This window comes from Rhodococcus sp. 27YEA6, assembly GCF_044908235.1.
GTDB classification, from domain to species: domain Bacteria; phylum Actinomycetota; class Actinomycetes; order Mycobacteriales; family Mycobacteriaceae; genus Rhodococcus_F; species Rhodococcus_F qingshengii.
The window spans coordinates 112,908-133,463 of sequence record NZ_JBIYCY010000006.1 but is presented as its reverse complement, the minus strand read 5'-3'; the positions used below and the strand labels follow the sequence as shown (position 1 = coordinate 133,463).

Annotated in this window: 22 protein-coding genes; 15 read left to right on the top strand and 7 right to left on the bottom strand. The window is 63.6% G+C overall.

Annotated features, from left to right (window positions below; genetic code table 11):
* Positions 1–16 precede the first annotated feature (16 nt).
* On the bottom strand, positions 17–364 hold the full coding sequence (locus ABH939_RS17915) for a hypothetical protein (protein WP_007735283.1): 348 nt from the start codon (positions 362–364) through the stop codon (positions 17–19).
* Between the two features lie 110 nt (positions 365–474).
* Here ABH939_RS17915 and hemL point away from each other — a divergent pair, with 110 nt between their 5' ends.
* The 7 genes from hemL (at position 475) to ABH939_RS17880 (ending at position 8,386) form a co-directional block, all read left to right on the top strand.
* Positions 475–1,800, top strand: a complete 1,326-nt coding sequence (gene hemL, locus ABH939_RS17910) for a glutamate-1-semialdehyde 2,1-aminomutase (protein ID WP_019744354.1) — start codon at positions 475–477, stop codon at positions 1,798–1,800.
* A gap of 66 nt (positions 1,801–1,866) precedes the next feature.
* Positions 1,867–2,526, top strand: coding sequence for a histidine phosphatase family protein (locus ABH939_RS17905; RefSeq protein WP_003941868.1), 660 nt, complete (start codon positions 1,867–1,869; stop codon positions 2,524–2,526).
* Positions 2,523–3,128: a TlpA disulfide reductase family protein gene (locus ABH939_RS17900; RefSeq protein ID WP_007735280.1), complete on the top strand. Its 606-nt coding sequence runs from the start codon at positions 2,523–2,525 to the stop codon at positions 3,126–3,128. The genes ABH939_RS17905 and ABH939_RS17900 overlap by 4 nt, the downstream gene beginning before the upstream one ends.
* Positions 3,129–3,130: 2 nt before the next feature.
* Entirely contained in the window at positions 3,131–3,979 is an 849-nt protein-coding gene (locus tag ABH939_RS17895) for a cytochrome c biogenesis CcdA family protein (RefSeq protein ID WP_007735278.1), read from the top strand.
* On the top strand, positions 3,976–5,640 hold the full coding sequence (locus ABH939_RS17890) for a cytochrome c biogenesis protein ResB (RefSeq protein ID WP_042453041.1): 1,665 nt from the start codon (positions 3,976–3,978) through the stop codon (positions 5,638–5,640). Before ABH939_RS17895 ends, ABH939_RS17890 begins: the two co-directional genes overlap by 4 nt.
* The gene (gene ccsB / locus ABH939_RS17885; protein ID WP_003941951.1) at positions 5,637–6,599 is read left to right on the top strand and encodes a c-type cytochrome biogenesis protein CcsB; all 963 of its coding nucleotides are present in this window, start codon (positions 5,637–5,639) and stop codon (positions 6,597–6,599) included. The genes ABH939_RS17890 and ccsB overlap by 4 nt, the downstream gene beginning before the upstream one ends.
* Positions 6,600–6,742: 143 nt before the next feature.
* The gene (locus ABH939_RS17880; protein ID WP_404649905.1) at positions 6,743–8,386 is read left to right on the top strand and encodes an AAA family ATPase; all 1,644 of its coding nucleotides are present in this window, start codon (positions 6,743–6,745) and stop codon (positions 8,384–8,386) included.
* A gap of 25 nt (positions 8,387–8,411) precedes the next feature.
* Here ABH939_RS17880 and ABH939_RS17875 read toward each other — a convergent pair whose 3' ends face one another.
* Complete coding sequence (locus tag ABH939_RS17875; RefSeq protein WP_003941996.1) at positions 8,412–8,618, bottom strand: hypothetical protein; 207 nt, start codon at positions 8,616–8,618, stop codon at positions 8,412–8,414.
* Between the two features lie 165 nt (positions 8,619–8,783).
* Entirely contained in the window at positions 8,784–8,996 is a 213-nt protein-coding gene (locus tag ABH939_RS17870) for a BldC family transcriptional regulator (RefSeq protein WP_003942029.1), read from the bottom strand.
* Between the two features lie 291 nt (positions 8,997–9,287).
* Here ABH939_RS17870 and ABH939_RS17865 point away from each other — a divergent pair, with 291 nt between their 5' ends.
* Both ABH939_RS17865 and ABH939_RS17860 read left to right on the top strand, forming a co-directional pair.
* Positions 9,288–9,674, top strand: a complete 387-nt coding sequence (locus tag ABH939_RS17865) for a DUF4229 domain-containing protein (RefSeq protein WP_030535490.1) — start codon at positions 9,288–9,290, stop codon at positions 9,672–9,674.
* Positions 9,671–10,774, top strand: a complete 1,104-nt coding sequence (locus ABH939_RS17860) for a PLP-dependent cysteine synthase family protein (protein WP_003941980.1) — start codon at positions 9,671–9,673, stop codon at positions 10,772–10,774. The genes ABH939_RS17865 and ABH939_RS17860 overlap by 4 nt, the downstream gene beginning before the upstream one ends.
* Here the strand turns inward: ABH939_RS17860 and ABH939_RS17855 are convergent.
* A complete protein-coding gene (locus ABH939_RS17855; RefSeq protein WP_007728507.1) occupies positions 10,672–11,295 on the bottom strand; it encodes a GNAT family N-acetyltransferase in 624 nt (207 codons plus the stop codon). The two genes, ABH939_RS17860 and ABH939_RS17855, sit on opposite strands and share 103 nt — an antisense overlap.
* A gap of 122 nt (positions 11,296–11,417) precedes the next feature.
* On the opposite strand from ABH939_RS17855, the gene ABH939_RS17850 reads away from it, so the two are divergent.
* The 4 genes from ABH939_RS17850 to ABH939_RS17835 are packed head-to-tail and all read left to right on the top strand — an operon-like array spanning position 11,418 to position 13,462.
* Positions 11,418–12,155: a 1-acyl-sn-glycerol-3-phosphate acyltransferase gene (locus ABH939_RS17850; protein WP_003941959.1), complete on the top strand. Its 738-nt coding sequence runs from the start codon at positions 11,418–11,420 to the stop codon at positions 12,153–12,155.
* 54 nt (positions 12,156–12,209) lie between these two features.
* Positions 12,210–12,461 carry an HTH domain-containing protein gene (locus ABH939_RS17845; protein WP_003941869.1) on the top strand — a complete coding sequence of 84 codons (252 nt, stop codon included), beginning with the start codon at positions 12,210–12,212 and terminating at the stop codon, positions 12,459–12,461.
* A gap of 5 nt (positions 12,462–12,466) precedes the next feature.
* A complete protein-coding gene (locus ABH939_RS17840) occupies positions 12,467–13,033 on the top strand; it encodes a Clp protease N-terminal domain-containing protein (protein WP_003941949.1) in 567 nt (188 codons plus the stop codon).
* A 48-nt stretch (positions 13,034–13,081) separates the two neighbouring features.
* The gene (locus ABH939_RS17835) at positions 13,082–13,462 is read left to right on the top strand and encodes a phage holin family protein (RefSeq protein WP_003941998.1); all 381 of its coding nucleotides are present in this window, start codon (positions 13,082–13,084) and stop codon (positions 13,460–13,462) included.
* Positions 13,463–13,474: 12 nt separating this feature from the next.
* Here ABH939_RS17835 and ABH939_RS17830 read toward each other — a convergent pair whose 3' ends face one another.
* On the bottom strand, positions 13,475–14,344 hold the full coding sequence (locus ABH939_RS17830; protein ID WP_007728497.1) for a 1,4-dihydroxy-2-naphthoate polyprenyltransferase: 870 nt from the start codon (positions 14,342–14,344) through the stop codon (positions 13,475–13,477).
* A 49-nt stretch (positions 14,345–14,393) separates the two neighbouring features.
* On the opposite strand from ABH939_RS17830, the gene ABH939_RS17825 reads away from it, so the two are divergent.
* Entirely contained in the window at positions 14,394–17,642 is a 3,249-nt protein-coding gene (locus ABH939_RS17825; protein ID WP_003941972.1) for a BTAD domain-containing putative transcriptional regulator, read from the top strand.
* Positions 17,643–17,663: 21 nt separating this feature from the next.
* Here the strand turns inward: ABH939_RS17825 and ABH939_RS17820 are convergent, their stop codons facing one another.
* Together ABH939_RS17820 and ABH939_RS17815 are read right to left on the bottom strand one after the other, a co-directional pair.
* On the bottom strand, positions 17,664–18,491 hold the full coding sequence (locus tag ABH939_RS17820) for an ABC transporter permease (protein ID WP_003941848.1): 828 nt from the start codon (positions 18,489–18,491) through the stop codon (positions 17,664–17,666).
* Positions 18,488–19,495 (bottom strand): daunorubicin resistance protein DrrA family ABC transporter ATP-binding protein, encoded by a 1,008-nt coding sequence (locus ABH939_RS17815; protein WP_003941960.1) that lies wholly within the window; start codon positions 19,493–19,495, stop codon positions 18,488–18,490. Before ABH939_RS17815 ends, ABH939_RS17820 begins: the two co-directional genes overlap by 4 nt.
* A 154-nt stretch (positions 19,496–19,649) precedes the next feature.
* Here ABH939_RS17815 and ABH939_RS17810 point away from each other — a divergent pair, with 154 nt between their 5' ends.
* On the top strand, positions 19,650–20,543 hold the full coding sequence (locus ABH939_RS17810) for a hypothetical protein (RefSeq protein WP_404649902.1): 894 nt from the start codon (positions 19,650–19,652) through the stop codon (positions 20,541–20,543).
* Positions 20,544–20,556: the final 13 nt, after the last annotated feature.

The following is a 20,556-nucleotide window of genomic DNA, read 5'->3' as shown; positions in this document are numbered from 1 at the left end:
GATCCCAACCTCACATTCAGCAGGAGCCCGCGGCACCCGCTTCGATTCCTTGGCGGAAGAGTTCCTTCTCGCTCTCGGACATAGCCTGGTACGAAGGGTCGTTCTCGACGATCTTCAGGAAGTCGGCGCCCGCCGTCTGGGTCGACGTGTCGCCGCTCTGAACACGCTGCTGAACGTAGACGGACACCGCCGAACACCCGCCGAGAAACGCGGGGTCGGTGCTCGTCGCTGCGGTGGTTCGAGCCGAGTCGGTGGCGCTCGGCGGCGACGAAACTGTCGCCTTGTCGTCGTTCGAAGCGTCCGAACCACACGATGTGAGAAGAATCGCAGCCGAGACCATCAGCGTCGTCAACAGTCGCTTCATGTCCGGAATCGTCTCACGCGGGGCCCGGTTCGACCGGAAAACTCGCCTCGAGCACCGAAGTCCTACACCCTGTCGTTGTCAGATTCGACAGAACTGGGACACTGGAAGCCGTGACTGTGTCTTCCGGTGATCCCGACGTGCATGCAACGAACTCCGCTCGGCTCTTCGAACGTGCCGGCAACGTGATTCCGGGTGGCGTCAACTCGCCCGTCCGCGCGTTCGGTTCGGTCGGCGGAACACCGCGATTCATTCGCGAAGCATCCGGCTACACCCTCACCGACGTCGACGGAAACAATTACGTCGACCTGGTGTCGTCCTGGGGTCCGATGATTCTCGGGCACGCTCACCCGGCAGTCGTCGAAGCCGTTCGCGAAGCAGCCCTCGGAGGTCTCTCCTTCGGTGCGCCGACCGAAGGCGAAGTTGCCCTCGCCGAGGAAATCGTCGCCCGCGTCGCGCCCGTGGAAAAGGTTCGCCTGGTCAACTCCGGAACCGAAGCCACGATGAGCGCAGTCCGCCTCGCCCGCGGATTCACCGGACGCACCAAGATCATCAAGTTCTCCGGTTGCTATCACGGCCACGTCGACGCCCTTCTCGCCGACGCCGGATCCGGCCTCGCGACGTTCGGGCTGCCGACCTCTCCCGGCGTGACCGGCGCTCAAGCAGAAGACACCATCGTCGTGCGCTACAACGATCTCGACGCGGTGGCCGCGGCCTTCGCGGCCAATCCCGGCGCCATCGCGTGCGTCATCACCGAAGCTGCCGCCGGAAACATGGGCGCCGTCGCACCGCTTCCCGGTTTCAACGAGGGTCTGCGTCGTCTCACCCGTGAGCACGGCGCACTCCTGATCATGGACGAGGTGATGACCGGATTCCGCGTCAGTGCCTCGGGTTGGTACGGCATCGACAACGTCGCAGGCGACCTCTACACCTTCGGCAAGGTCATGAGCGGCGGACTGCCCGCCGCAGCATTCGGCGGCCGCGCCGACATCATGGGCCACCTCGCACCGGACGGTCCCGTCTACCAGGCAGGCACCCTCTCGGGTAACCCCGTAGCCGTCGCCGCCGGACTCGCGAGCCTGCGCGCCGCCGACGCCGAGGTGTACGCCAAGCTCGGCCGGAACGCGACCGCCCTCGGCGACCTCATGACCCAAGCACTCACCGCCGAAGGCGTCGAACACCGAGTGCAGTACGCAGGCACCTTGGTGAGCGTGTTCTTCACCGAGAACACGGTGACCAACTACGACGAAGCCAAAGCCGCGCAGACCTGGCGATTCCCCGCCTTCTTCCACGCACTGCTCTCCCGCGGCGTGTACCCGCCGCCGAGCGCGTTCGAAGCGTGGTTCGTCTCCGCAGCCCTCGACGATCGAGCCTTCTCGATCATCGCCGACGCCATGCCTCACGCAGCCAAGGCCGCAGCTGCTGCCGTCAAGCCCTGACCAGTTCCCATTCCAGAACACCCGCACGCTTCCGACATCCATCATCTTTAGCGAGGACCCTCGACTGTGACCGACGCCGATCACCCCGACCACACGTCCACCCGCACCATCGTCCACGTCCTGCGCCACGGCGAAGTACACAACCCGCGCGGGATCCTCTACGGACGGCTCCCGGGTTTCCGGTTGTCGGTGGCGGGCGAAGCTCAGGCTCGTGCGGTCGCGTCGGTGCTCGCCGATCACGACATCACCCACGTGGTCGCGTCGCCGCTGCAGCGGGCACAAGAGACCGCGACTCCGATCGCCGAGGCACACAAGCTCGACATCGTCACGGACGAAAACCTGATCGAGGCAGGCAACGAGTTCGAGGGTCTCAAGGTTGCCGTCGGGGACGGTGCGCTCTCGCGTCCGCGTCACTGGTGGAAACTGCGTGACCCGTTCACCCCGTCCTGGGGCGAGCCCTACCTGCAGATCGCGCATCGCATGCTCGCAGCCGTCAATGCCGCACGCGTCGCGGCAGTCGGACACGAAGCCGTCGTCGTCAGCCATCAGCTTCCGGTCTGGACTCTGCGTCGATTCCTGCAGGGTGAGCGTCTGTGGCACGATCCCCGTCACCGTCAGTGTGGACTGGCGTCGTTGACGTCACTGGTCTACGAAGGCGACACCCTGGTCGACATCGTCTACTCCGAACCTGCCGGCGCCTCCGACCCGAGAGTGACAGGAGCATGATTTCGCGCCGCATCGCCGCAGCATTCGCAGCCGCTGCGTCGGCGATGCTTCTTCTCTCGTCCTGCGCGACCGGCGACGACGCCGTCGCACAGGGCGGAACTTTCGACTTCGTCTCACCGGGCGGACAAACCAAGATCTTCTACGATCCGCCGTCCGACCGAGGCACCATCGGCAAGCTCTCCGGGCCCGATCTGATGAACGAAGGTCAGAAGGTCGGTGTCGAGGACTTCGAGGGCAAGGTCGTCGTTCTCAACGTCTGGGGTCAGTGGTGCGGACCGTGCCGCGCCGAAGCCGACGACCTGGAACAGGTCTACGAGCAGACCAAGGATTCGGGCGTGCAGTTCCTCGGCATCAACGTCCGCGACGACACCAAGAACAAAGCGCAGGACTTCGTGGTCGACAACAAGGTCTCGTACCCGTCGATCTACGACCCGTCGATGCGTTCGCTGATCGCCCTCGGTGACGGCTACCCCACGTCGGTCATTCCGACGACGATCGTCCTGGACCGCCAGCATCGCGTCGCCGCGGTGTTCCTCCAAGAACTTCTCGCCGAGGATTTGCTGCCCGTCGTCCAGCGAGTAGCTCAGGAAGACGCGCAGTAAAGATGACAACCACGACCACTACGCTGCTGGCCGGCAGCGACACATTGAGTGCCGGTGTGGGCGAAGCGTTTCAGAACGCGGCGTCGTCCGGTCCGCTTCTGCTCGCCCTCGGCGCCTGTGTGCTCGCCGGTCTGGTGTCGTTCGCTTCACCGTGCGTCGTGCCGCTCGTTCCCGGCTACCTGTCCTACCTGGCCGGCGTCGTCGGTGCCGACGCTCCCGCGATCACCGCCGAAGAGGCGAAGACGCGGACGATCACCCGGAGCAGTCGACTGAGGGTGGCCGGTGCGGCCGGACTGTTCGTCGCGGGCTTCACCGTTGTGTTCGTCCTCGCGACCGCGTCGGTATTCGGCGTGATCTCCACGCTGCTCGTCAACCGCGAGGTCCTGATGCGAGTGGGCGGTGTCGTCACCATCGCAATGGGTCTCGTCTTCATCGGGCTGATTCCGGCGCTGCAGAAGGACGTTCGTTTCGAACCGCGTCGCGTGTCGTCACTGGTGGGTGCGCCGCTGCTCGGGGGAGTGTTCGCTCTGGGCTGGACGCCGTGCCTCGGTCCGACATTGGCAGGCGTGATGTCCGTAGCGGCGGGAACCGACGGGATGACCGCCGCGCGTGGTGTCACGTTGATCGTCGCGTACTGCATCGGACTCGGCCTGCCGTTCATCATCTTGGCGCTGGGATCGGCGCGCGCGCTGACCGGCGTCGGCTGGTTGCGTCGTAATGCACGCACCATTCAAATTTTCGGCGGAATCATGTTGGTGGCAGTGGGAATCGCCCTCGTCACCGGCGCGTGGGACCAGTTCGTCGGCTGGGTTCGCGACGCATTTATCTCGGAGGTGACGCTGCCGATATGACAGCTGACGACAATAACGACCACCCGAAACCCGTGCTGCCGAAGCAGTCGGTGATCGGTCGAGTCGTTGCACTCGGGCGCAACACCTGGCGCGGGCTCACCTCGATGCGGACCGCGCTGGTACTGCTGTTCCTCCTCGCGCTCGCTGCGATCCCCGGCGCCCTGCTGCCACAGCGAACCCTCAACGAGGGCAAGGTCACCGACTACATCGCCGCGCGTCCGACGCTCGGTCCGTGGATGGACCGCCTCGAATTGTTCGACGTGTTCAGCAGTTTCTGGTTCACCGCGATCTACGCATTGCTCTTCATCTCGCTGGTCGGCTGCATCCTGCCGCGTTGCGTGGAGCACGCGAAGGCGCTGCGCACCCGTCCGGTGAATGCGCCGCGCAATCTTGCTCGCCTGCCGCACCACACCACGAGCGTCGTGGACGGCGAGACTCCCGACGAACTTGCTGCCCGGGTGTCGAAAGAACTGCGCGGGTGGCGCGTCGAAACGCGTCGCGGCGATTCGAAATCACGACGCGAAGGCGAGATCACCATCTCGGCGGAGAAGGGATACCTCCGCGAGTTCGGCAACCTCGTGTTCCACCTCTCGCTGGTCGGATTGTTGATCGCGATCGCCGCGGGCAAGTTGTTCGGCTACGAGGGCAATCGCATCGTCATCGCCAACGACGGCCCCGGGTTCTGCACGACCTCGCCGGCAGTGTTCGACTCCTTCGTCGCCGGTCTGAGCCTCGACGGCACCGGCATGACCCCGCTGTGTGTACGTGTGAAGAATTTCCAGGCCGACTACCTCGAGACCGGTCAGGCCGAGATGTTCACCTCGGACATCTCGTACCAGGCAGGCGACGACCTCGAGTCCGATACCTGGCGGGACACGACCATCCAGGTGAACCACCCGCTGCGGATCGCCGGCGATCGTGTGTACCTGCAGGGACACGGATATGCGCCGACGTTCACCGTCACGTTCCCGAACGGTGAGACCCGCACCGAGACGCTCCAGTGGCGTCCGGACGACGCCACGACGTTCCTGAGCAGTGGCGCGATGCGCTTCGACCCGCCGGGCGGCATGTATCCCGATGCGGACGAGCGTCGGAAGAATCAGATTGCCATCGAAGGATTGTTCGCGCCCACCGCGCTGTTCCACGGCAACCTGCTGTCGTCGAGTTACCCGGCGATGAACGATCCGGCAGTCGCCATCGACATCTACAAGGGCGACACCGGACTCGATACCGGTAACCCGCAATCGCTGTTCGAACTCAACACCGAACTGATCAATCAGGGCCGACTGGTCAAGCAGGATCGAGTCAATCTGTTTCCGGGGGAGAGCGCGACGCTTGCCGACGGAACCCAGGTGCGATTCGATGGTGCCGTCGACTTCGTGAACCTGCAGGTCTCCCACGATCCCGCTCAGGTGTGGGTGTTGGTTTCGGCGTTGACCATGATGGCGGGCCTACTCGTCTCGCTCGTGATCAAGCGTCGCCGCGTCTGGGCACGTATCTATCCAGATGACGAACGACGTACTGTAGTAGAACTTGGTGGGCTTGCCCGCACCGACCACGCAGGCTGGGGCGACGAGTTCGACCGCCTCGCCGACCGCTTGCTGAAAAGCAATCCGACCACCGCGGTGAACCAACCGCACGCGCAGGAGAACGCCCGATGACAACGAACGAGACACTCGCGCAGTACAGCGACTGGGCCTTCAAGTCCGCCTTCACCGTGCTCGTGCTGGCGTTTGTGCTGCTCATCGTGCAGTACGCGTCGGCCAGAGCAAAGGCGGTTCAGGACAAGGAACTGGTCTCCGCCGGCGGTGTCGACGCATCCGTGCCTGGCAGGGTCGCGGAGACTCCGAGCAAGTCGCTCTCGGAACGATTCGGCGGAATGGGCCGAGCTGTCCTGGTCGTCGGAACGGTGCTGATCATCGCGTCGATCGTGCTCCGCGGATTTGCGACGGAACGATTCCCGCTCGGCAACATGTACGAATTCGTGGCGATGGCGTGTGCGGCGTCGTTGCTGGTCGGGCACGTCCTGTTGATCAAGCCGGCGTACCGTCCGATGTGGGTCTTCCTGCTGGTACCGGTTCTGATCTTGATGTTCCTCGCCGGCACGGTCCTTTACGCCGACGCGGCTCCCGTGGTTCCGGCGCTGCGCTCGTACTGGCTTCCGATTCACGTGACGATCGTCAGCGTCGGTTCCGGAATCTTCATGATCGGCGGTATCGCGAGCCTTCTGTTCCTGCTGCGACTGAAGTTCCCGCCCGGTGACGAAGGCACGAGCATCGGTGGCCGGATCGCAGAGCGACTGCCGGATGCCCAGACTCTCGACCGCTTGGCGTACAAGAGCACGATCATCGCGTTTCCGCTGTTCGGCGCCGGCGTCATCCTCGGTGCCATCTGGGCGGAAGCTGCGTGGGGACGCTTCTGGGGTTGGGATCCGAAGGAGACGATGTCCTTCATCGCCTGGGTGATCTACGCGGCCTACCTGCATGCGAGGGCAACGTCCGGGTGGCGGGAGACGAAGGCCGCCTGGATCAACATCGCCGGTTTTGTTGCGATGCTGTTCAATCTCTTCATCATCAACATGGTCGTCTCCGGCTTGCACTCCTACGCGGGACTCACCTGATCCTCTCGAGGTACCGTGGGTGGCTGCCGACCGGTCTGTAGGTATTACCGGTAGGTACGTCAGGGGCGGGCAACAGTTACGATGCAGCTTGGCGAATTACTAGCTGTCTGGTAGCTGTGGGATCGACGAGGGGGAGCGGCGAGATGGCCGACAAGATTGAAGACGCCGGAGCAGGATTGTGGGAGCCGGTGCGCCCTGCCGAGCCGACGCGGCGCGAGCCGCGCGCATCCGCGCCCGAGCCGTCATCGGACTCGGTTCCCAGCGACGTTCGTAGTCTCTTCGTGGCCCCGGTCGACTCCGGGCCGCTCCAGCAAGTCGCCGGCCAGGCGCCCAGTGCACCCGCCGCTCCGCCGCCGACGACGACCCCAGCGGCTCCGGTGACAGGTCCCAAGACTCCGGTCATCCAGTATCCGGCAGCGCAGCCAGGCCCGATCAACGGCCAGTTCTCGACCTCGCCTGCGATGCCGATGCAGACCTACGAACCTACGAATCGTGGAGGGTCGCTTCCGGATTCACGAACTGGCGTTCCGCAGCCTGTTCAGAATTCGCAGCCTGTTCGGAACCTGCAGCCTGTCCAGAATTCGCAGCCCGGCCCGACGGCGCATTCATCCGCGAGACCGCTCCAGCAACCGCAGGCACCTTTTTCGCCCGGCGTCCATCCGCCCAATCCCGCGATTCGGCAGTTCGGTCATCCCGGCGCTGCGCCGGTGCAGAACGGCCACGCCCTCCAGAATGGTCAGGCCGTGCCGATGGCCCCGCCGACGGCGCCACCTACTCGCGCTCCGATGCCGCAGACCGGACTCACCTCGGCTCCGGACAGTCGCTTCGAGTCCGCTCTCCCGATGACTGCGCAAGATCTCTCGGCTGCGCTCCTCGTCAAGCGGCCTGTCCGGCCTGCCCCGGTGGGCGGCTGGCGCAAGGCGCTGTACACGTTGTCAGGCCGATCGGTGAACCTCGGAAACGGTGCAAAAGAGCAGCACCTCGTCGAGTTGACGCGCCAGATCAACCAGCCGCTGCAGGGCTGCTACAAGGTTGCGGTGCTCAGTCTCAAAGGCGGCGTCGGTAAGACCACGACCACAGCGACACTGGGGTCGATGTTCGGCTCGATCCGCGGCGATCGCGTCGTCGCTGTCGATGCAAACCCCGACCGGGGAACGCTGAGCCAGAAGATCCCGCTCGAAACTCCGGCAACAGTGCGAAACCTGCTGCGCGACGAGAACAGCATCGAGAAGTACAGCGACGTCCGTGGCTACACATCGCAAAATCGACACCGGCTCGAAGTGCTTGCCTCCGACAGCGATCCAGCAGTTTCAGAGGCCTTCAGCGGTGGGGACTACACGCGCACGGTCGACATGCTCGAGAAGTTCTACAGCATAGTTCTGACCGATTGCGGCACCGGATTGATGCACTCGGCGATGCAGGCCATTCTCGAAGGTGCAGATTCGTTGATCGTCGTCAGTTCCGGTTCCGTCGACGGTGCACGTAGCGCCTCCGCAACACTTGACTGGCTCGACGCTCACGGTTACAGCAGGCTGGTCGCCACGTCCGTAGCTGTCATCAACGCGGTACGGCCTCGCTCGGGCAAGGTTGATCTGCCGCGGGTCGTCGAGCACTTCGAGCAGCGCTGTCGAGCGGTGAAACTGATTCCGTTCGATCCGCATTTGGAAGAGGGCGCCGAAATCGATCTGGACCGGCTGCGTCCAGGTACTCGGGAAGCGGTGCTGGAGTTGGCTGCGGTGGTTGCGCAGGACTTTCCGGCCTCCCCGTTCGCGTTGACGGGGCGGTAATCGGATAGCCGGGCGAGCCCGGACGCTACGTCGACGCGTCAGTCGGCGGTACGTCCGGACCTTCCGTGCGCTTGCGTCGTGTTTGCTGGTTCACATTCCACAGGAATTCGGGATCGTCATCCGGCCCGCGTACACCGCTCACCGGGGTGCGCGTCGACGGATCGGGCCCGAATGCCTTCCACATCAGAACGATCAATGTCACCAAACCCACCAACGCCAACAGATACAACACGGCGCACCTCCTCAGGGAACTGAAGTCGAGCCTACTCAGTCTCCGCCCCGCTTCACCAGAAGTGGTGCGGACAAGCGTTTCGGCTCAGTGCGCTAGTGCTGTATCTGTCGGGTACTGCAAGATCTGTCGGGTACTGCAAAGTGCTTCGAAGTGAGCCGAGTTTGCTCAGTTGTTGTCTGCTTCGGTGGTCAGCGAGCGCAGAAGCTGCATGACCTCGGTCTCACGGAATCGACGATGTCCTCCTGGCGTGCGAAGCGAGCCCAGTCGTCCTGCGTGTGCCCAGCGGGTCACGGTCTTGGGATCGACATGAAACAATGCCGCTACCTGTCCGGGCGTCATGAGTGCGTCTGCGGCGGTATTGAAGGTTGGTGCGCTCATTGTGAGGTCCTCCATGTTGATGTCGAACGTTTGACGAACAGTGATTCCGAACCGAGCAGTGATTCCGAACTTTGGTTCCGAACCGGTGTGTCGACCAGTTGCCAAAAACCTGCGTCGAGTTTGTTTCGAAGTCCTTCGCTCACATTCGACCGTTTTCTGAGTGGTAGCGCAATGTTTGCACAGATATAGCCGGGTAGTCGATCTTTCAAGAAAAAGTAATGTTTAAGTAAAGGACAAAATGGATATAGCGGGCTCGGTCCCACCCGTATTCGGAATGGGTAACCTGAGAGGGTGAGTCAGTTGTCTGAAAACCCCGAAAATGTTCCTTCTGAGCCGGTCAAGGCCAGTAAACCTTCCGCAAACTCTGGGCAAGCAAAGTCGGCTTCCGGGCCGGTGACCAAGGGTCAACTAGCCCGCGACGTGGTGCTGTACTCGGTCGCTCGGCTGCTGCTTGTCGTCGTGATCGGTGCCGTCATCATCGGTGGCGGAAAGCTCGCCGGCACGGACGTTCCCTTGATCGTCGCGGCGCTGTTCGCAGTTCTGATCGCGCTGCCGCTGTCGTTGCTGCTCTTCGCGAAACTGCGCAAGCGTGTCAATGCGGGCATTGCGGCGGTCGACGCCCAGCGTCGGTCCGATCGTGACGATCTTCGCTCCAAGCTGCGCGGAGACGGGCGGTGACCACGGGGTCGCTCGACGTCGACCGTCGGACCTCACGCCAGTGGGTCGACAACGCGGTGCGGTTGATCGAAGCCGACGCGCAACGCAGCGCGGACACTCACCTGCTGCGCTATCCGCTGCCGAGTAACTGGACCGTCCAGCTTTATCTGAAGGACGAGTCGACCCACATCACGGGGAGTCTCAAGCATCGACTCGCACGGTCGCTTTTCCTCTACGCGATCTGCAACGGCTGGGTTACCGAAGAGACCACTGTCATCGAAGCGTCGTCCGGATCGACGGCTGTCAGTGAGGCGTATTTCGCGAAGTTGCTGGGCCTGGATTTTGTCGCGGTGATGCCCGCGAGCACGAGTCCCGCCAAGATCGCGTTGATCGAGGCGCAGGGGGGACGTTGTCATTTCGTGAGCGATCCGTCGTCGATCTACTCGGAATCGCATCGGCTCGCGAGTGAGTTGAACGGTCACTACATGGACCAGTTCACCCACGCCGAGCGCGCGACGGATTGGCGCGGAAACAACAACATCGCCGAATCGATCTTCACTCAGCTCGAACACGAGGAACATCCGATTCCCGACTGGGTGGTCGTCGGAGCCGGGACGGGCGGAACCGGTGCCACGATCGGCCGCTTTCTTCGTTACCGGAAATTCGACACGGGGCTGTGCGTGGTGGACCCGGAGCACTCCGTGTTTTTCGACGCGTGGCGAGCGAGCGATCCGTCGATCGTCGGTACTCGAGGTTCCCGGATCGAGGGCATCGGCCGTCCGCGCGTCGAACCGTCTTTTGTCGGTCAGGTGGTCGACCGAATGATCAAGGTGCCGGACGCAGGCTCGATCGCGGCCGCCCGGCATGCCAGCGCAGCCCTGGGGCGCAAAGTGGGCGGCTCGACGGGGACGAACCTGTGGGGAGCTTTTGCGTTGATTGCCGAAATGATGGCGGCCGGGCGCAGCGGCAGCGTCGTCACCCTCCTGTGCGACGGCGGAGAGCGTTACTCGGGCACGTATTACAACGACGAATGGGTGGCTTCGGAAGGGATCGACCTGCTCGGCCCGACGACAGTGCTGGACGAGTTCGTACGTTCGGGTGCGTGGACGGCCAGTTCCTGAATCGCCGGCGCCGGACCGTGTGACGGGCGGCTCATCGTCACGCGCGGCCAGGCGTCCAACCCGGACGACTGCTCGTCCGTTCTGATGCGTATCAGGCCGGGGGAGAGCGTGTTCTCGGCCAGGCGCACGAACCCGAGGCGCTCGTAGTACGGCGCGTTCCACGGAACGTCGACGAACGTCGTCAGAGTCACGAGATCGTGGTGATGGTCCGCCGCCCATTCGGTGACGGCGTCGATCAGCTGTGCTCCGAGGCCTTTCCGGGCATGATCGGGGTGAACGGAGACCTGTTCGATATGCGCGCCGCCGTCCACGATCTCGACGAGTGCGTACGCAACGGGCACGTCGTTCGCGTCGGTCTGAACCCAGATGTGCTCGGCTGCGAGAAAATCGTTCAACTCGTCGAGCGTCGGCGGTGGATCGTCTGCGATGGCGTCCATCCCGATGTCTCGGAACGGTTCGCCCGCGGCGACCTCGATCTGTTGCAGTGCGGGTAGGTCGGTGGATATGGCCGAGCGGATCACAGAAACCGTTTTACCTCGAGAAGTGCGTTTCTCCCAGCGCTACGCCTTCTGTAACGCAAACCTACGCAACCGTAGGTTGTGTATCGTTTGGTCAAGGGGCACTTCTCCAGCGAGGGCGGATCATGGGCAATCCTGAAGTTTCACTCGACAATTACGAGGCTGTGTACGAGTACTACCGCAGTCATCAGCAGAACCGATTCGTGGCGAAGCTCGCTTATGCCGCATTGGCGCTGAAGTACCGCCCGCGAGTGAGGTACGCGCCGGGTGCGGAAGCTGCGCTGAAGACTCTCCTGGAACGTAAGACGCAGTTGGTCGTGGCAGTCAATCATCTGACCGAGAGCGACCAGTTCACGCTCGCCGCGACCGCGTGGCGTACTCCGTTGCGTCGAGTGATCGGACGGACCCGGGTCCTCGCCAAGGACGAACTCTTCGTTGATCCTTCACAGCGCAAGAAGGTCGACATGATGGGCAGCATCCCGGTTTTTCGCAGCAAGAACTACGGCCTCCGGGCTGTTTCGGATGCCGGCCGAGTGATGATGGACGTCGCGGCCGAGCGGCTGGGCAACGGGGACTGTCTGGCGATTTTCCCGGAAGGGACGTGCAACACCGAAGATCCGACGCGGTTGCAGCACGTCAACAGCGGAATCGGCCACATCGTCGCGCGCGCCGAGAAGTTGGGATGCTCACCGGCTCTGGTGTCGATCGGCATCAATTACGGTCCGGTGGCCGGCGACGTCAAGGCTGCGAGTGTCTTTGTCGGAATGCCGGTGACCGAACTTCCGGACAAGCCGATGGATATCGCCCGAACTGTGCAGGCTGACTTGCAGGTGGCAGTGAACGGGGCCGTCGCCGGATACTAGGCGCGCCTGTCAATTTTGGTTGACAGATTCCGGTTGTCAACCTAAATTGACATCATGACCGAAGCAACCTCTCTCGCTGCTGCCGCTGGTAGCCCGGATCCCACCGAGGGATTGCGTGCTGTTCGAGCGCTGCGTCGTCTACTCGAAAAACTCGAGGCCATCCAGGTCGCCAATGCGCGCCGTCACGGATGGTCCTGGCAGGCGATCGCGGAAGCTCTCGAGGTCAGCCGTCAAGCCGTCCACAAGAAATACGCGTCCGCGCAGTCGGAATCGATGCTGCGTTCACTGCGCGAGAAGGGCAGGTAATTGCCATGTTCGAAAGGTTCTCCGCACAGGCTCGAGGCGTCGTTGTCGATGCTGTCGCCGGCTCCGGTCCGGTCACGCCGATGGAACTGTTGACCGCGCTGCTCACCTCTGATCGGGGCATCGCCACCGAGGTGCTCACCGAGTCTGGTGTCACGCTCGACGTGATCCGCCACGCCGGCGCCGGCTCGAACGAAGGTAGCTCGAACAATTTCGACGACGACGCCGAGATACTCAAGTCGATCGGCATCGATCTCGATGCGGTTCGGGAGAGTCTCGAGCAGTCCTTCGGCGAAGGTGTGCTGGACGAGACTCCTGTGCCGGACGGCGTCGACACTTCTCGCAAGAGCCGATTCGGGTTCCCTCGTTCACGATTCGAGAAGGACTCCAAGAAGGTGTTGGAACTCTCGCTCCGTGAAGCGCTCGCGCACAAGGACAATCGCATCGGCGCCGAACACATCCTGCTCGGCATCCTGCGTGTCGCCGACGGGCCTACCCGGCAGGCCCTCGAAACGCAGGTCACGATGTCGGTGATCCGTGAGCGGTTGGAAGCGAAGATGAATCGCGCGGCCTAGATTCGGCACGGTTCCGCATGCACGGGAGGGATGTGCCAGCATTCAGACATGACATTTCTGGCACGTCTCATCATCAACGGCATAGCCATCTGGCTGGCGTCGGCGTGGGTCACCGGCATCACGATCGCCAACCACGACAACGGCACCTGGGGCACGGTTCTCGTGATCGCGGTGATCGCTTTGATCTTCACGGTGGTCAACGCGTTCATCAAGCCGGTAGTGCAGCTTCTCTCGCTACCGCTGCTCATCCTGACTCTCGGATTGTTCACGCTCGTGATCAACGCCCTCATGCTGATGCTGACGGCGTGGATCTCGTCCGGAACGTCCTACGGCTTGACGGTCGACGGCTTCTGGACGGCAGTCTGGGGCGCGCTGATCATCTCGATCGTGAACTTCCTGCTCAGCGCGTTCGTCCCGGACAACCGTTGAGTCCGTCGACTTTCAGGCGAGACTGAGCGCAACTGCGGTCGCGGCACCCCAGACGAGCATGGCGAGTCCGGTGTCGCGCAACGCGGGGATCAGGGCCATACCCTGCCCGCCCGAACGCAGTGGGGCGTTGGCTCGGATTGCCAGTGGCAACGCCAGCAATCCGAGCAATGCCCACGGAGTACGCAGGATCAGCAGCAGGGTCGCGACGAACGGGACGGCCAGCAGGATCACGTGCAGCGTGCGTGTCCTGGCGTCGCCGAGCCGGACTGCGAGAGTGATCTTTCCGGACTCGGTGTCGGTCGGGATGTCTCGAAGATTGTTGGCAACGAGCACCGCGCTCGAGAACGAACCGATGGCAATCGCGCCGGCCAGCCCGGCCAGATCCACCCGCTCGGCCTGTACGAACTGAGTTCCCAGCACTGCAATCAGTCCGAAGAAGATGAACACGGCGATCTCGCCGAACCCGCTGTATCCGTAAGGCTTCTTGCCGCCGGTGTAGAACCAGGCACCGATGATGCAGAACACGCCGACCGCAACCAGCCACCAGGCTGTGGTCGCCGCCAGAACGAACCCGGCTACCGCGGCAACGGTGAAGCAGCTGATCGCCGCGGCCTTCACAGCTCCGGGACTGACCAACTTCGATCCGACCAAGCGCAGTGGCCCGACGCGGTCGTCGTCCGTTCCGCGGATTCCGTCGGAGTAGTCGTTCGCGAAATTCACCCCGACGATCAAGGCCAAGGAGACGATCAGTGCCAGGAGCGCCTTCCACCACACTGCGAGGTCCAGGGACGCCGCGGCTCCGGTGCCGACCAGCACGGGCGCAATCGCGTTCGGGAGTGTGCGCGGCCTCGCGCCTTCGATCCATTGAGCAGCTGTTGCCATACAACGATCTTTGCACTGTGCAATACGATCGAACGCGGTGGATCAGCACATGACTCGAGACGTGAGTGAGCGCGCCAGGTACGCGCAGTCGGGCGAAGACCTGGCAGACATTGCCTTGCTCGGACCCGTTTCGACCAAAGTGGGCGATCGTCTGGTTCCGTTGCCGGGTCCGCGAGCTCGAACTCTGCTGGTTGCGCTGGCTCGCAATCCGGGTGAGCCACGTACCGCGCAGAGCCTGATCGACGACGTCTGGGGGCTGGAGCCGCCGCGCTCACCGATGAACGCCCTCCACACTCAGGTCTCGCGCCTGCGATCTGCACTCCCGGACGGGGCCCTCGAAGTCACGGCGGCCGGATACCGGCTCACTCTCGCTCGGGAGCGTGTCGACCTGGCCAGGGCAGCGGACGCCGCCCGTGGTCTGCGCACCGTCGGCGCCGACGCGTCCGAAGCGCTCGCAGTCACGACCGCGTCATTGCGCCTGTGGCGCGGTACCCCCGGGAGTGACGTCGTCGGCGACGTTGCAGATCGTCTGGCGCTCGACGCAGGCCGGGTGTACGACGAACTGGAGACGGCGCAGATCGACGCGTTGCTCACATTGGGGGAGTACGCGGCAGCCATTCCCCTGGTGCGCGGACGCCATCTGGCGAGCCCATTCGACGACACAGCGGCCGAGGCGTTGATGCGTGCGCTCGCCGGAGCAGGCCGAGTCAACGAGGCACTCGAAGTGTTCGCGGAGTTCCGCAACCACCTCGCCAATCGCCTGGGCGCTGATCCGTCACCCGCACTGGTGACTCTCAACGCGGAACTTCTCGGGGCACCTGCGGCTACACCGCGGGCCGCCCGTGCGATCGGTCTGCGCGCTGCCCCCAACACCTTGCTCGGTCGCGACAACGACATCGACCAGATCGAATCCTTGCTCGCCCGCTCGCGCGTCGTCACCATTCTCGGACCTGGTGGCGCCGGAAAGACCCGTCTCGCACACGAATTGGGCCTGCGCGGATCCGTGAACCAGCCGGGCGTCTCGGTGGTCCTCGTGGAGTTGGCGTCGTTGCGCAGCAGCGAAGATGTCATCGCGGCCATCGGAGGCACCCTCGGAATCAGCGAATCCGATCTGGCGCCAGGCAAATTGACCGTCGGCCGAACGCATTCGGCGAGAGAGCGACTCAAAGAGGCGCTGTCCGCCGGTCCGATGTTGCTCATCCTCGACAATTGTGAGCACGTGATCGGCGCGTGTTCGGAGATCGTGGCCGAGATGATCGCGGCCGGTCGTCAGCTGACGGTTCTGACCACCAGTCGTTCTCCGCTCATGATCAGTGCCGAGGCGGTGTACCCGTTGCCGCCGTTGGCGATCGAAGACGGAACCGGCTCGGCAGTCGAACTCTTCTCGGCGAGAGCCCGTGCGGTGCGGCCGTCTGTTCATCTGGACGTCGACGCGGTAGTCAAGCTGTGTACGACGCTCGACGGACTCCCGCTGGCGATCGAGCTCGCTGCCGCGCGGGTCCGCACCATGAGCGTCGACGAGATCGGTTCGAGACTGCGAGACAGGTTCGCGTTGTTGCGCTCCGATGATCCGACGTCTCCGGATCGGCATCGCACCCTGCACGCGGTGATCGACTGGAGCTGGAATCTGTTGGGCAGCGGGGATCAGATTGCTTTGCGTCGATTGTGCCGATTCCCGGCCGGCTTCACCCTTTCTTCGGCGCAGGCCGTTGCCGGGTGGGGCGAGTTGACCGATGTGGCAAGTGCCGTCGAAGCGCTGGTGAATCAGTCACTTCTTTCCGTCAGCGACGGGCAGGGAGATCTTCGGTACTACATGCTCGAGACTGTCCGTGAATACGGCGAGGAGCAACTCGCCGCGTCCGGGGAGGGACCGGAAGTGATTCGGCGCCTCGACGACTGGGCGATTGCGATCGCCGAGGATGCCGTCGTGCGTGCACGGACGGATCAGCTCCGTCTGATTGCCGACCTCGATGCCGAGCACGACAACCTTCTGGCTGTACTTCGCTGGGCCGTGGAACGCGGCGACGCGGTGACCGTAGCCAACGTCTTTCCCGTCCTCGCGATTCTGTGGGCCGTACGAGGATCGAACTCGGAAATCTCGAACTGGGCGTCGAAGATCGTCGGGGCGACCGCGGACAACGATCTGCGCGACGTGAATGCAGAACTGGTGGGCGCTACGTTCATCCTGGTGGCGATGCATCTCTTCTTCGGAGAGGCCGATCGAAACCATGCCCGTGCGCGGATCCGACTTCGAAAGCTGTTGCGTGAGCGCGATGATCTCGGTCCGTTGTTCGCATTTCTGATCAAGCTGACCACGAGTGGGATCGCCAACCACAAACTTGCGCGGTTGGTGGCCGAAGGCGTTCGCAGTTCCGATCCCGAGACCCGCATGGCGGCGTTGTCCGCGCGTTCGAACATGCGGGAGAACATCGGAGATCTGCGCGGTGCGTTGCTGGACGGGGAGACTCTGTTCGACTACGCCACCAGCATCGGTGACGAGTGGGGTCTGGCGATGGCGGCCCAACATGTCGGGTCGGTTCACAGCCAATCCGCCCGCTATGGCGAGGCCATCGAGTTCTACGCGATCGCGGCGGCGTCGATGGAACGCCTCGGTGCGCGTGACGAGGCGATGCAGCTCATCTGCTTTCAAGCCGGAGCAATGATCGCGGCCGGTGACACCGCTGGTGGTCGGGTGCTTCTCGATCGTGCACGTCCGGCATTGGCGCACTCGGGTGGGACCGGGGCCATCGAAACCGATCAACGGCGCGCAGCGCTCATAGCGAGTATCGCCGAGGCGGATCTCGCGGACGGCCGTATCGACGAGGGCTTGGCTCGGTATCGAGAAGCGCTGGAGCTGTTGGGTTCTGCGATCGAGAACATCTTCGGTGATCCCTTCGTCGTTCTGCTCGGTGCCGCGGCTGTGTGCGCTCACGCAGTTCACGGCAGGCACGAACTGGTGGCAGGCCGCGTTCTGCAGATGAAGGAGTCGAGTGCACTCAAGCTCGATCCCAACGGTTACGCGGACCTGCCGCTCGCGGGTTCGTTGGCGTCGGCGATCGGGTCGTTCGATCTTGTCACGGGCAACATCGAACGCGGAGTCGAACTGATGGCTTTGTCGTTGAAAATGCCGGGGAGACAAGACTTCGTCTCGCTCCATCACGCGCGCCTCTCCGACTTCGCGGTTGGTCTGGTCGGAGCCGACAGGTGGTCTGTGGAAACCGAGAAGGTATCGGGTTACTCACGCAGAGCGGTCCGCGAAGCAGTGTTGGCTGCGCTTCGCGGACCGGTGCTGGATTAGGTCTGGACGATGGTGCGGGACTTATGTCTTGCGCATGTACATCCGCACGGTCAAAGGTGCCATGACGGCAACGATCACCGCGGCGCCCACCAGCGACCACACGACGTGGATACCGAAGTGGCCGTCGTTGGCCAGCTCGCGAACCGCGGTCACCAGGTGTGAGACCGGATTGACGTTCACGAACTTCTGAAGCCAACTCGGCATGGTGGCAGGATCGACGAACGCATTCGACAGGAACGTCAGCGGGAACAGCACGAGCATCGAAACACCCTGCACCGTGGACGCTTTGTTCATCAGCACGCCCATGAGAGCGAAGATCCAGCTGATGGAGAACGCGCACACCATGACCAGGATCGCGGCAGACAGAATGCCGACCACGCCGCCTGCGGGGCGGTAACCCATCGCGAAACCGACGATGAACGTGATGGTCGTGGCGATGCCGTAGCGCACGACGTCGGCGAGCAATGCACCGGACAGCGGGGCGATACGAGCGATGGGAAGGGACTTGAAGCGGTCGAACACGCCCTTGTCCATGTCCTCACGAAGCTGAGTGCCCGTGACGATGGAACCGGTGATGACGGTCTGGACGAGGATGCCGGGGATGATCGTCGGCAGATATGCCGTCACGTCACCGGCGATCGCGCCGCCGAAGATGTAGGTGAACATCAACGTGAAGATGATCGGCTGGATGACGACGTCGAACAGTTGCTCGGGGTTGTGCTTGATCTTGAGAATTCCGCGGTACGCCATCGTGAACGTGTTCGCGAAGCTCTGCTGCAGGCTGATGCGGCGGGGTGCGGCATCCGGCTGGGCTATCGGCGACCGGGGTTTGGTGAGGGTGGTTGTCATGCGACGCTCCGATCGGAGTCGTTGTCGGACTGGGCGTCGTTGCGTCCACCGTCTTCGGGCTGGTGCCCGGTGATGGTCAGGAACACTTCGTCCAGGCTGGGTTTCTGTACGTTGATCTCGTCGACGGCGATACCTTGCTCACGCAGACGGATCAACAGGTCCGCCGTGATCGACGGGTCGCTCAGTGGTGCGGTGATCCGCCCGACCTCGGGAGTGACACCCACCTCGACGCTCAGCGCAGCGGCGATGAGCGAGCGAGCCTCCTCGGTGCGATCACGATCGACCAGCTTGAGTTGGAGCGAGGAGATCCCGACCGAAGCCTTGAGTTCGTCGGCGGTGCCGTTGGCGATCACGCGGCCGCGGTCGATCACCGCGATGCGATCGGCCAGTTGATCGGCTTCGTCGAGGTACTGCGTGGTGAGCAACACCGTCGAACCCTCGGCGACGAGTCGCCGGATGGTCACCCACATCTGGGCGCGGGTGCGCGGATCGAGGCCGGTGGTGGGCTCGTCGAGAAACAGCAGCGGCGGGCGCGCGATCAGGCTTGCCGCCAGATCCAGGCGTCGACGCATGCCGCCGGAGAAGTTCTTCAGCGGTTTGGTCGCGGCCTCGACCAGATCGAACTCCTCGAGGAGTTCCAGGGACTTGGTGCGCGCATCGCGGCGGCTCAGGCCGAGCAACCGCGAGAAGATCACGAGGTTCTCGGTCGCCGTCAGATCCTCGTCGACGGAGGCGTACTGACCGGTGACGCCGATCAGGGATCGGACCGCGGTGGGTTCACGGCTGACGTCGTGGCCGAAGATGCGCGCCTCACCGCCGTCGGGGCGAAGGAGAGTGGCGAGCATGCGGACGGTGGTGGTCTTGCCGGCGCCGTTCGGCCCGAGGACGCCGAACACCGAGCCGGTGGGGACGGTGAGGCTGACGCCGTCGACCGCGCGGTGCTCGCCGAACTTCTTGACGAGTCCGTCGGCCTCGATGGCAAGAGGCGAAGCTGTGTGGTTCATGGGATGAAGCTTGGCAGACCGATCTTGCATGGACCTTGCGTGGAACTTGCGGTTACTTGCACAGTGCGCGAGGTCGGTGCTCCACAACCGGCAAACAATCCCCAGACGGATCTTGCTTGTCGGTGTGCGGGCGCGGCGGCATCACGCTCGCTGCATGGAGATTCTTACGCGGGCACAGGCTCACCGGGACGGCACCAGCGACGCGCAGTTGCAGCGAGCGGTCAGGCGCGGCGAGCTGCACCGAATCGCAGCGGGGATCTACATGCGCGCCGATCACTTCCGCGAACTCGATGCGAGAGCACGCCACCGCTGCGCTGTCATGGTAGCCACCGAAAGCTGTGGACCAGGCGCAATCGTGAGCCACGTTTCGGCAGCGGTCATGCACGGATTGGATTGCGGCGGATTGCGATTGGACACCGTGCACATGACGCGTAACCGGTGCTCGGGTGGGCGGAAGAGTCAAACCTTGCATCTTCATCCGGCAGTGGTCCCGGCCGAGGAGGTCGTGCTGATCGACGGCGTCGCAACCACGTCGCTTGCGCGAACGTTCGTCGACCTCGCACGGACGACGCCGTTCGAGACCGCCGTGGTGATCGGTGATTGCGCCCTGCGACGTGGGATGAGGCGTGAGAACGTCGACGCTTCGCTCGATCATGCGCGCGGACGGCTGGGAATGAGTCGCGCTCGAGTGGCGGCGACGTTCATCGAACCAGGTGCCGAGAGTCCGGGGGAGTCCATCAGCCGGGTACGCATGCGCGACGACGGTTGGCCGATGCCGACCCTGCAGCACGAGATCCGTCACGGTGGCCGGTTCATCGGGAGAGTCGATTTCTTCTGGAAAGAGCACGGTGTGGTGGGCGAGTTCGACGGGATGGTCAAGTATCGCGGCGACAATCCGGGGAGGGCGGTAGAGCGCGAGAAACTGCGGGAGGACGCGATCCGGGACGCGGGGTTCGAGGTGTTCCGGTGGGTATGGGCGGATCTTCGCGACTTCGAACGTGTCCGCGAAAGGTTCGAGCGGGCTTGCCTCCGCGGAGCCGCGCGCTGATTGTGCAGCCGCG

What these genes read in the sequence shown, in the direction of transcription:
- ABH939_RS17915 (WP_007735283.1), bottom strand. Translation starts at nt 364, where the DNA reads ATGAAGCGACTGTTGACGACGCTGATGGTCTCGGCTGCGATTCTTCTC.
- ABH939_RS17900 (WP_007735280.1), top strand. Translation starts at nt 2,523, where the DNA reads ATGATTTCGCGCCGCATCGCCGCAGCATTCGCAGCCGCTGCGTCGGCG.
- ABH939_RS17895 (WP_007735278.1), top strand. Translation starts at nt 3,131, where the DNA reads ATGACAACCACGACCACTACGCTGCTGGCCGGCAGCGACACATTGAGT.
- ABH939_RS17890 (WP_042453041.1), top strand. Translation starts at nt 3,976, where the DNA reads ATGACAGCTGACGACAATAACGACCACCCGAAACCCGTGCTGCCGAAG.
- ccsB (WP_003941951.1), top strand. Translation starts at nt 5,637, where the DNA reads ATGACAACGAACGAGACACTCGCGCAGTACAGCGACTGGGCCTTCAAG.
- ABH939_RS17880 (WP_404649905.1), top strand. Translation starts at nt 6,743, where the DNA reads ATGGCCGACAAGATTGAAGACGCCGGAGCAGGATTGTGGGAGCCGGTG.
- ABH939_RS17870 (WP_003942029.1), bottom strand. Translation starts at nt 8,996, where the DNA reads ATGAGCGCACCAACCTTCAATACCGCCGCAGACGCACTCATGACGCCC.
- ABH939_RS17850 (WP_003941959.1), top strand. Translation starts at nt 11,418, where the DNA reads ATGGGCAATCCTGAAGTTTCACTCGACAATTACGAGGCTGTGTACGAG.
- ABH939_RS17845 (WP_003941869.1), top strand. Translation starts at nt 12,210, where the DNA reads ATGACCGAAGCAACCTCTCTCGCTGCTGCCGCTGGTAGCCCGGATCCC.
- ABH939_RS17840 (WP_003941949.1), top strand. Translation starts at nt 12,467, where the DNA reads ATGTTCGAAAGGTTCTCCGCACAGGCTCGAGGCGTCGTTGTCGATGCT.
- ABH939_RS17835 (WP_003941998.1), top strand. Translation starts at nt 13,082, where the DNA reads ATGACATTTCTGGCACGTCTCATCATCAACGGCATAGCCATCTGGCTG.
- ABH939_RS17830 (WP_007728497.1), bottom strand. Translation starts at nt 14,344, where the DNA reads ATGGCAACAGCTGCTCAATGGATCGAAGGCGCGAGGCCGCGCACACTC.
- ABH939_RS17825 (WP_003941972.1), top strand. Translation starts at nt 14,394, where the DNA reads ATGACTCGAGACGTGAGTGAGCGCGCCAGGTACGCGCAGTCGGGCGAA.
- ABH939_RS17820 (WP_003941848.1), bottom strand. Translation starts at nt 18,491, where the DNA reads ATGACAACCACCCTCACCAAACCCCGGTCGCCGATAGCCCAGCCGGAT.
- ABH939_RS17815 (WP_003941960.1), bottom strand. Translation starts at nt 19,495, where the DNA reads ATGAACCACACAGCTTCGCCTCTTGCCATCGAGGCCGACGGACTCGTC.
- ABH939_RS17810 (WP_404649902.1), top strand. Translation starts at nt 19,650, where the DNA reads ATGGAGATTCTTACGCGGGCACAGGCTCACCGGGACGGCACCAGCGAC.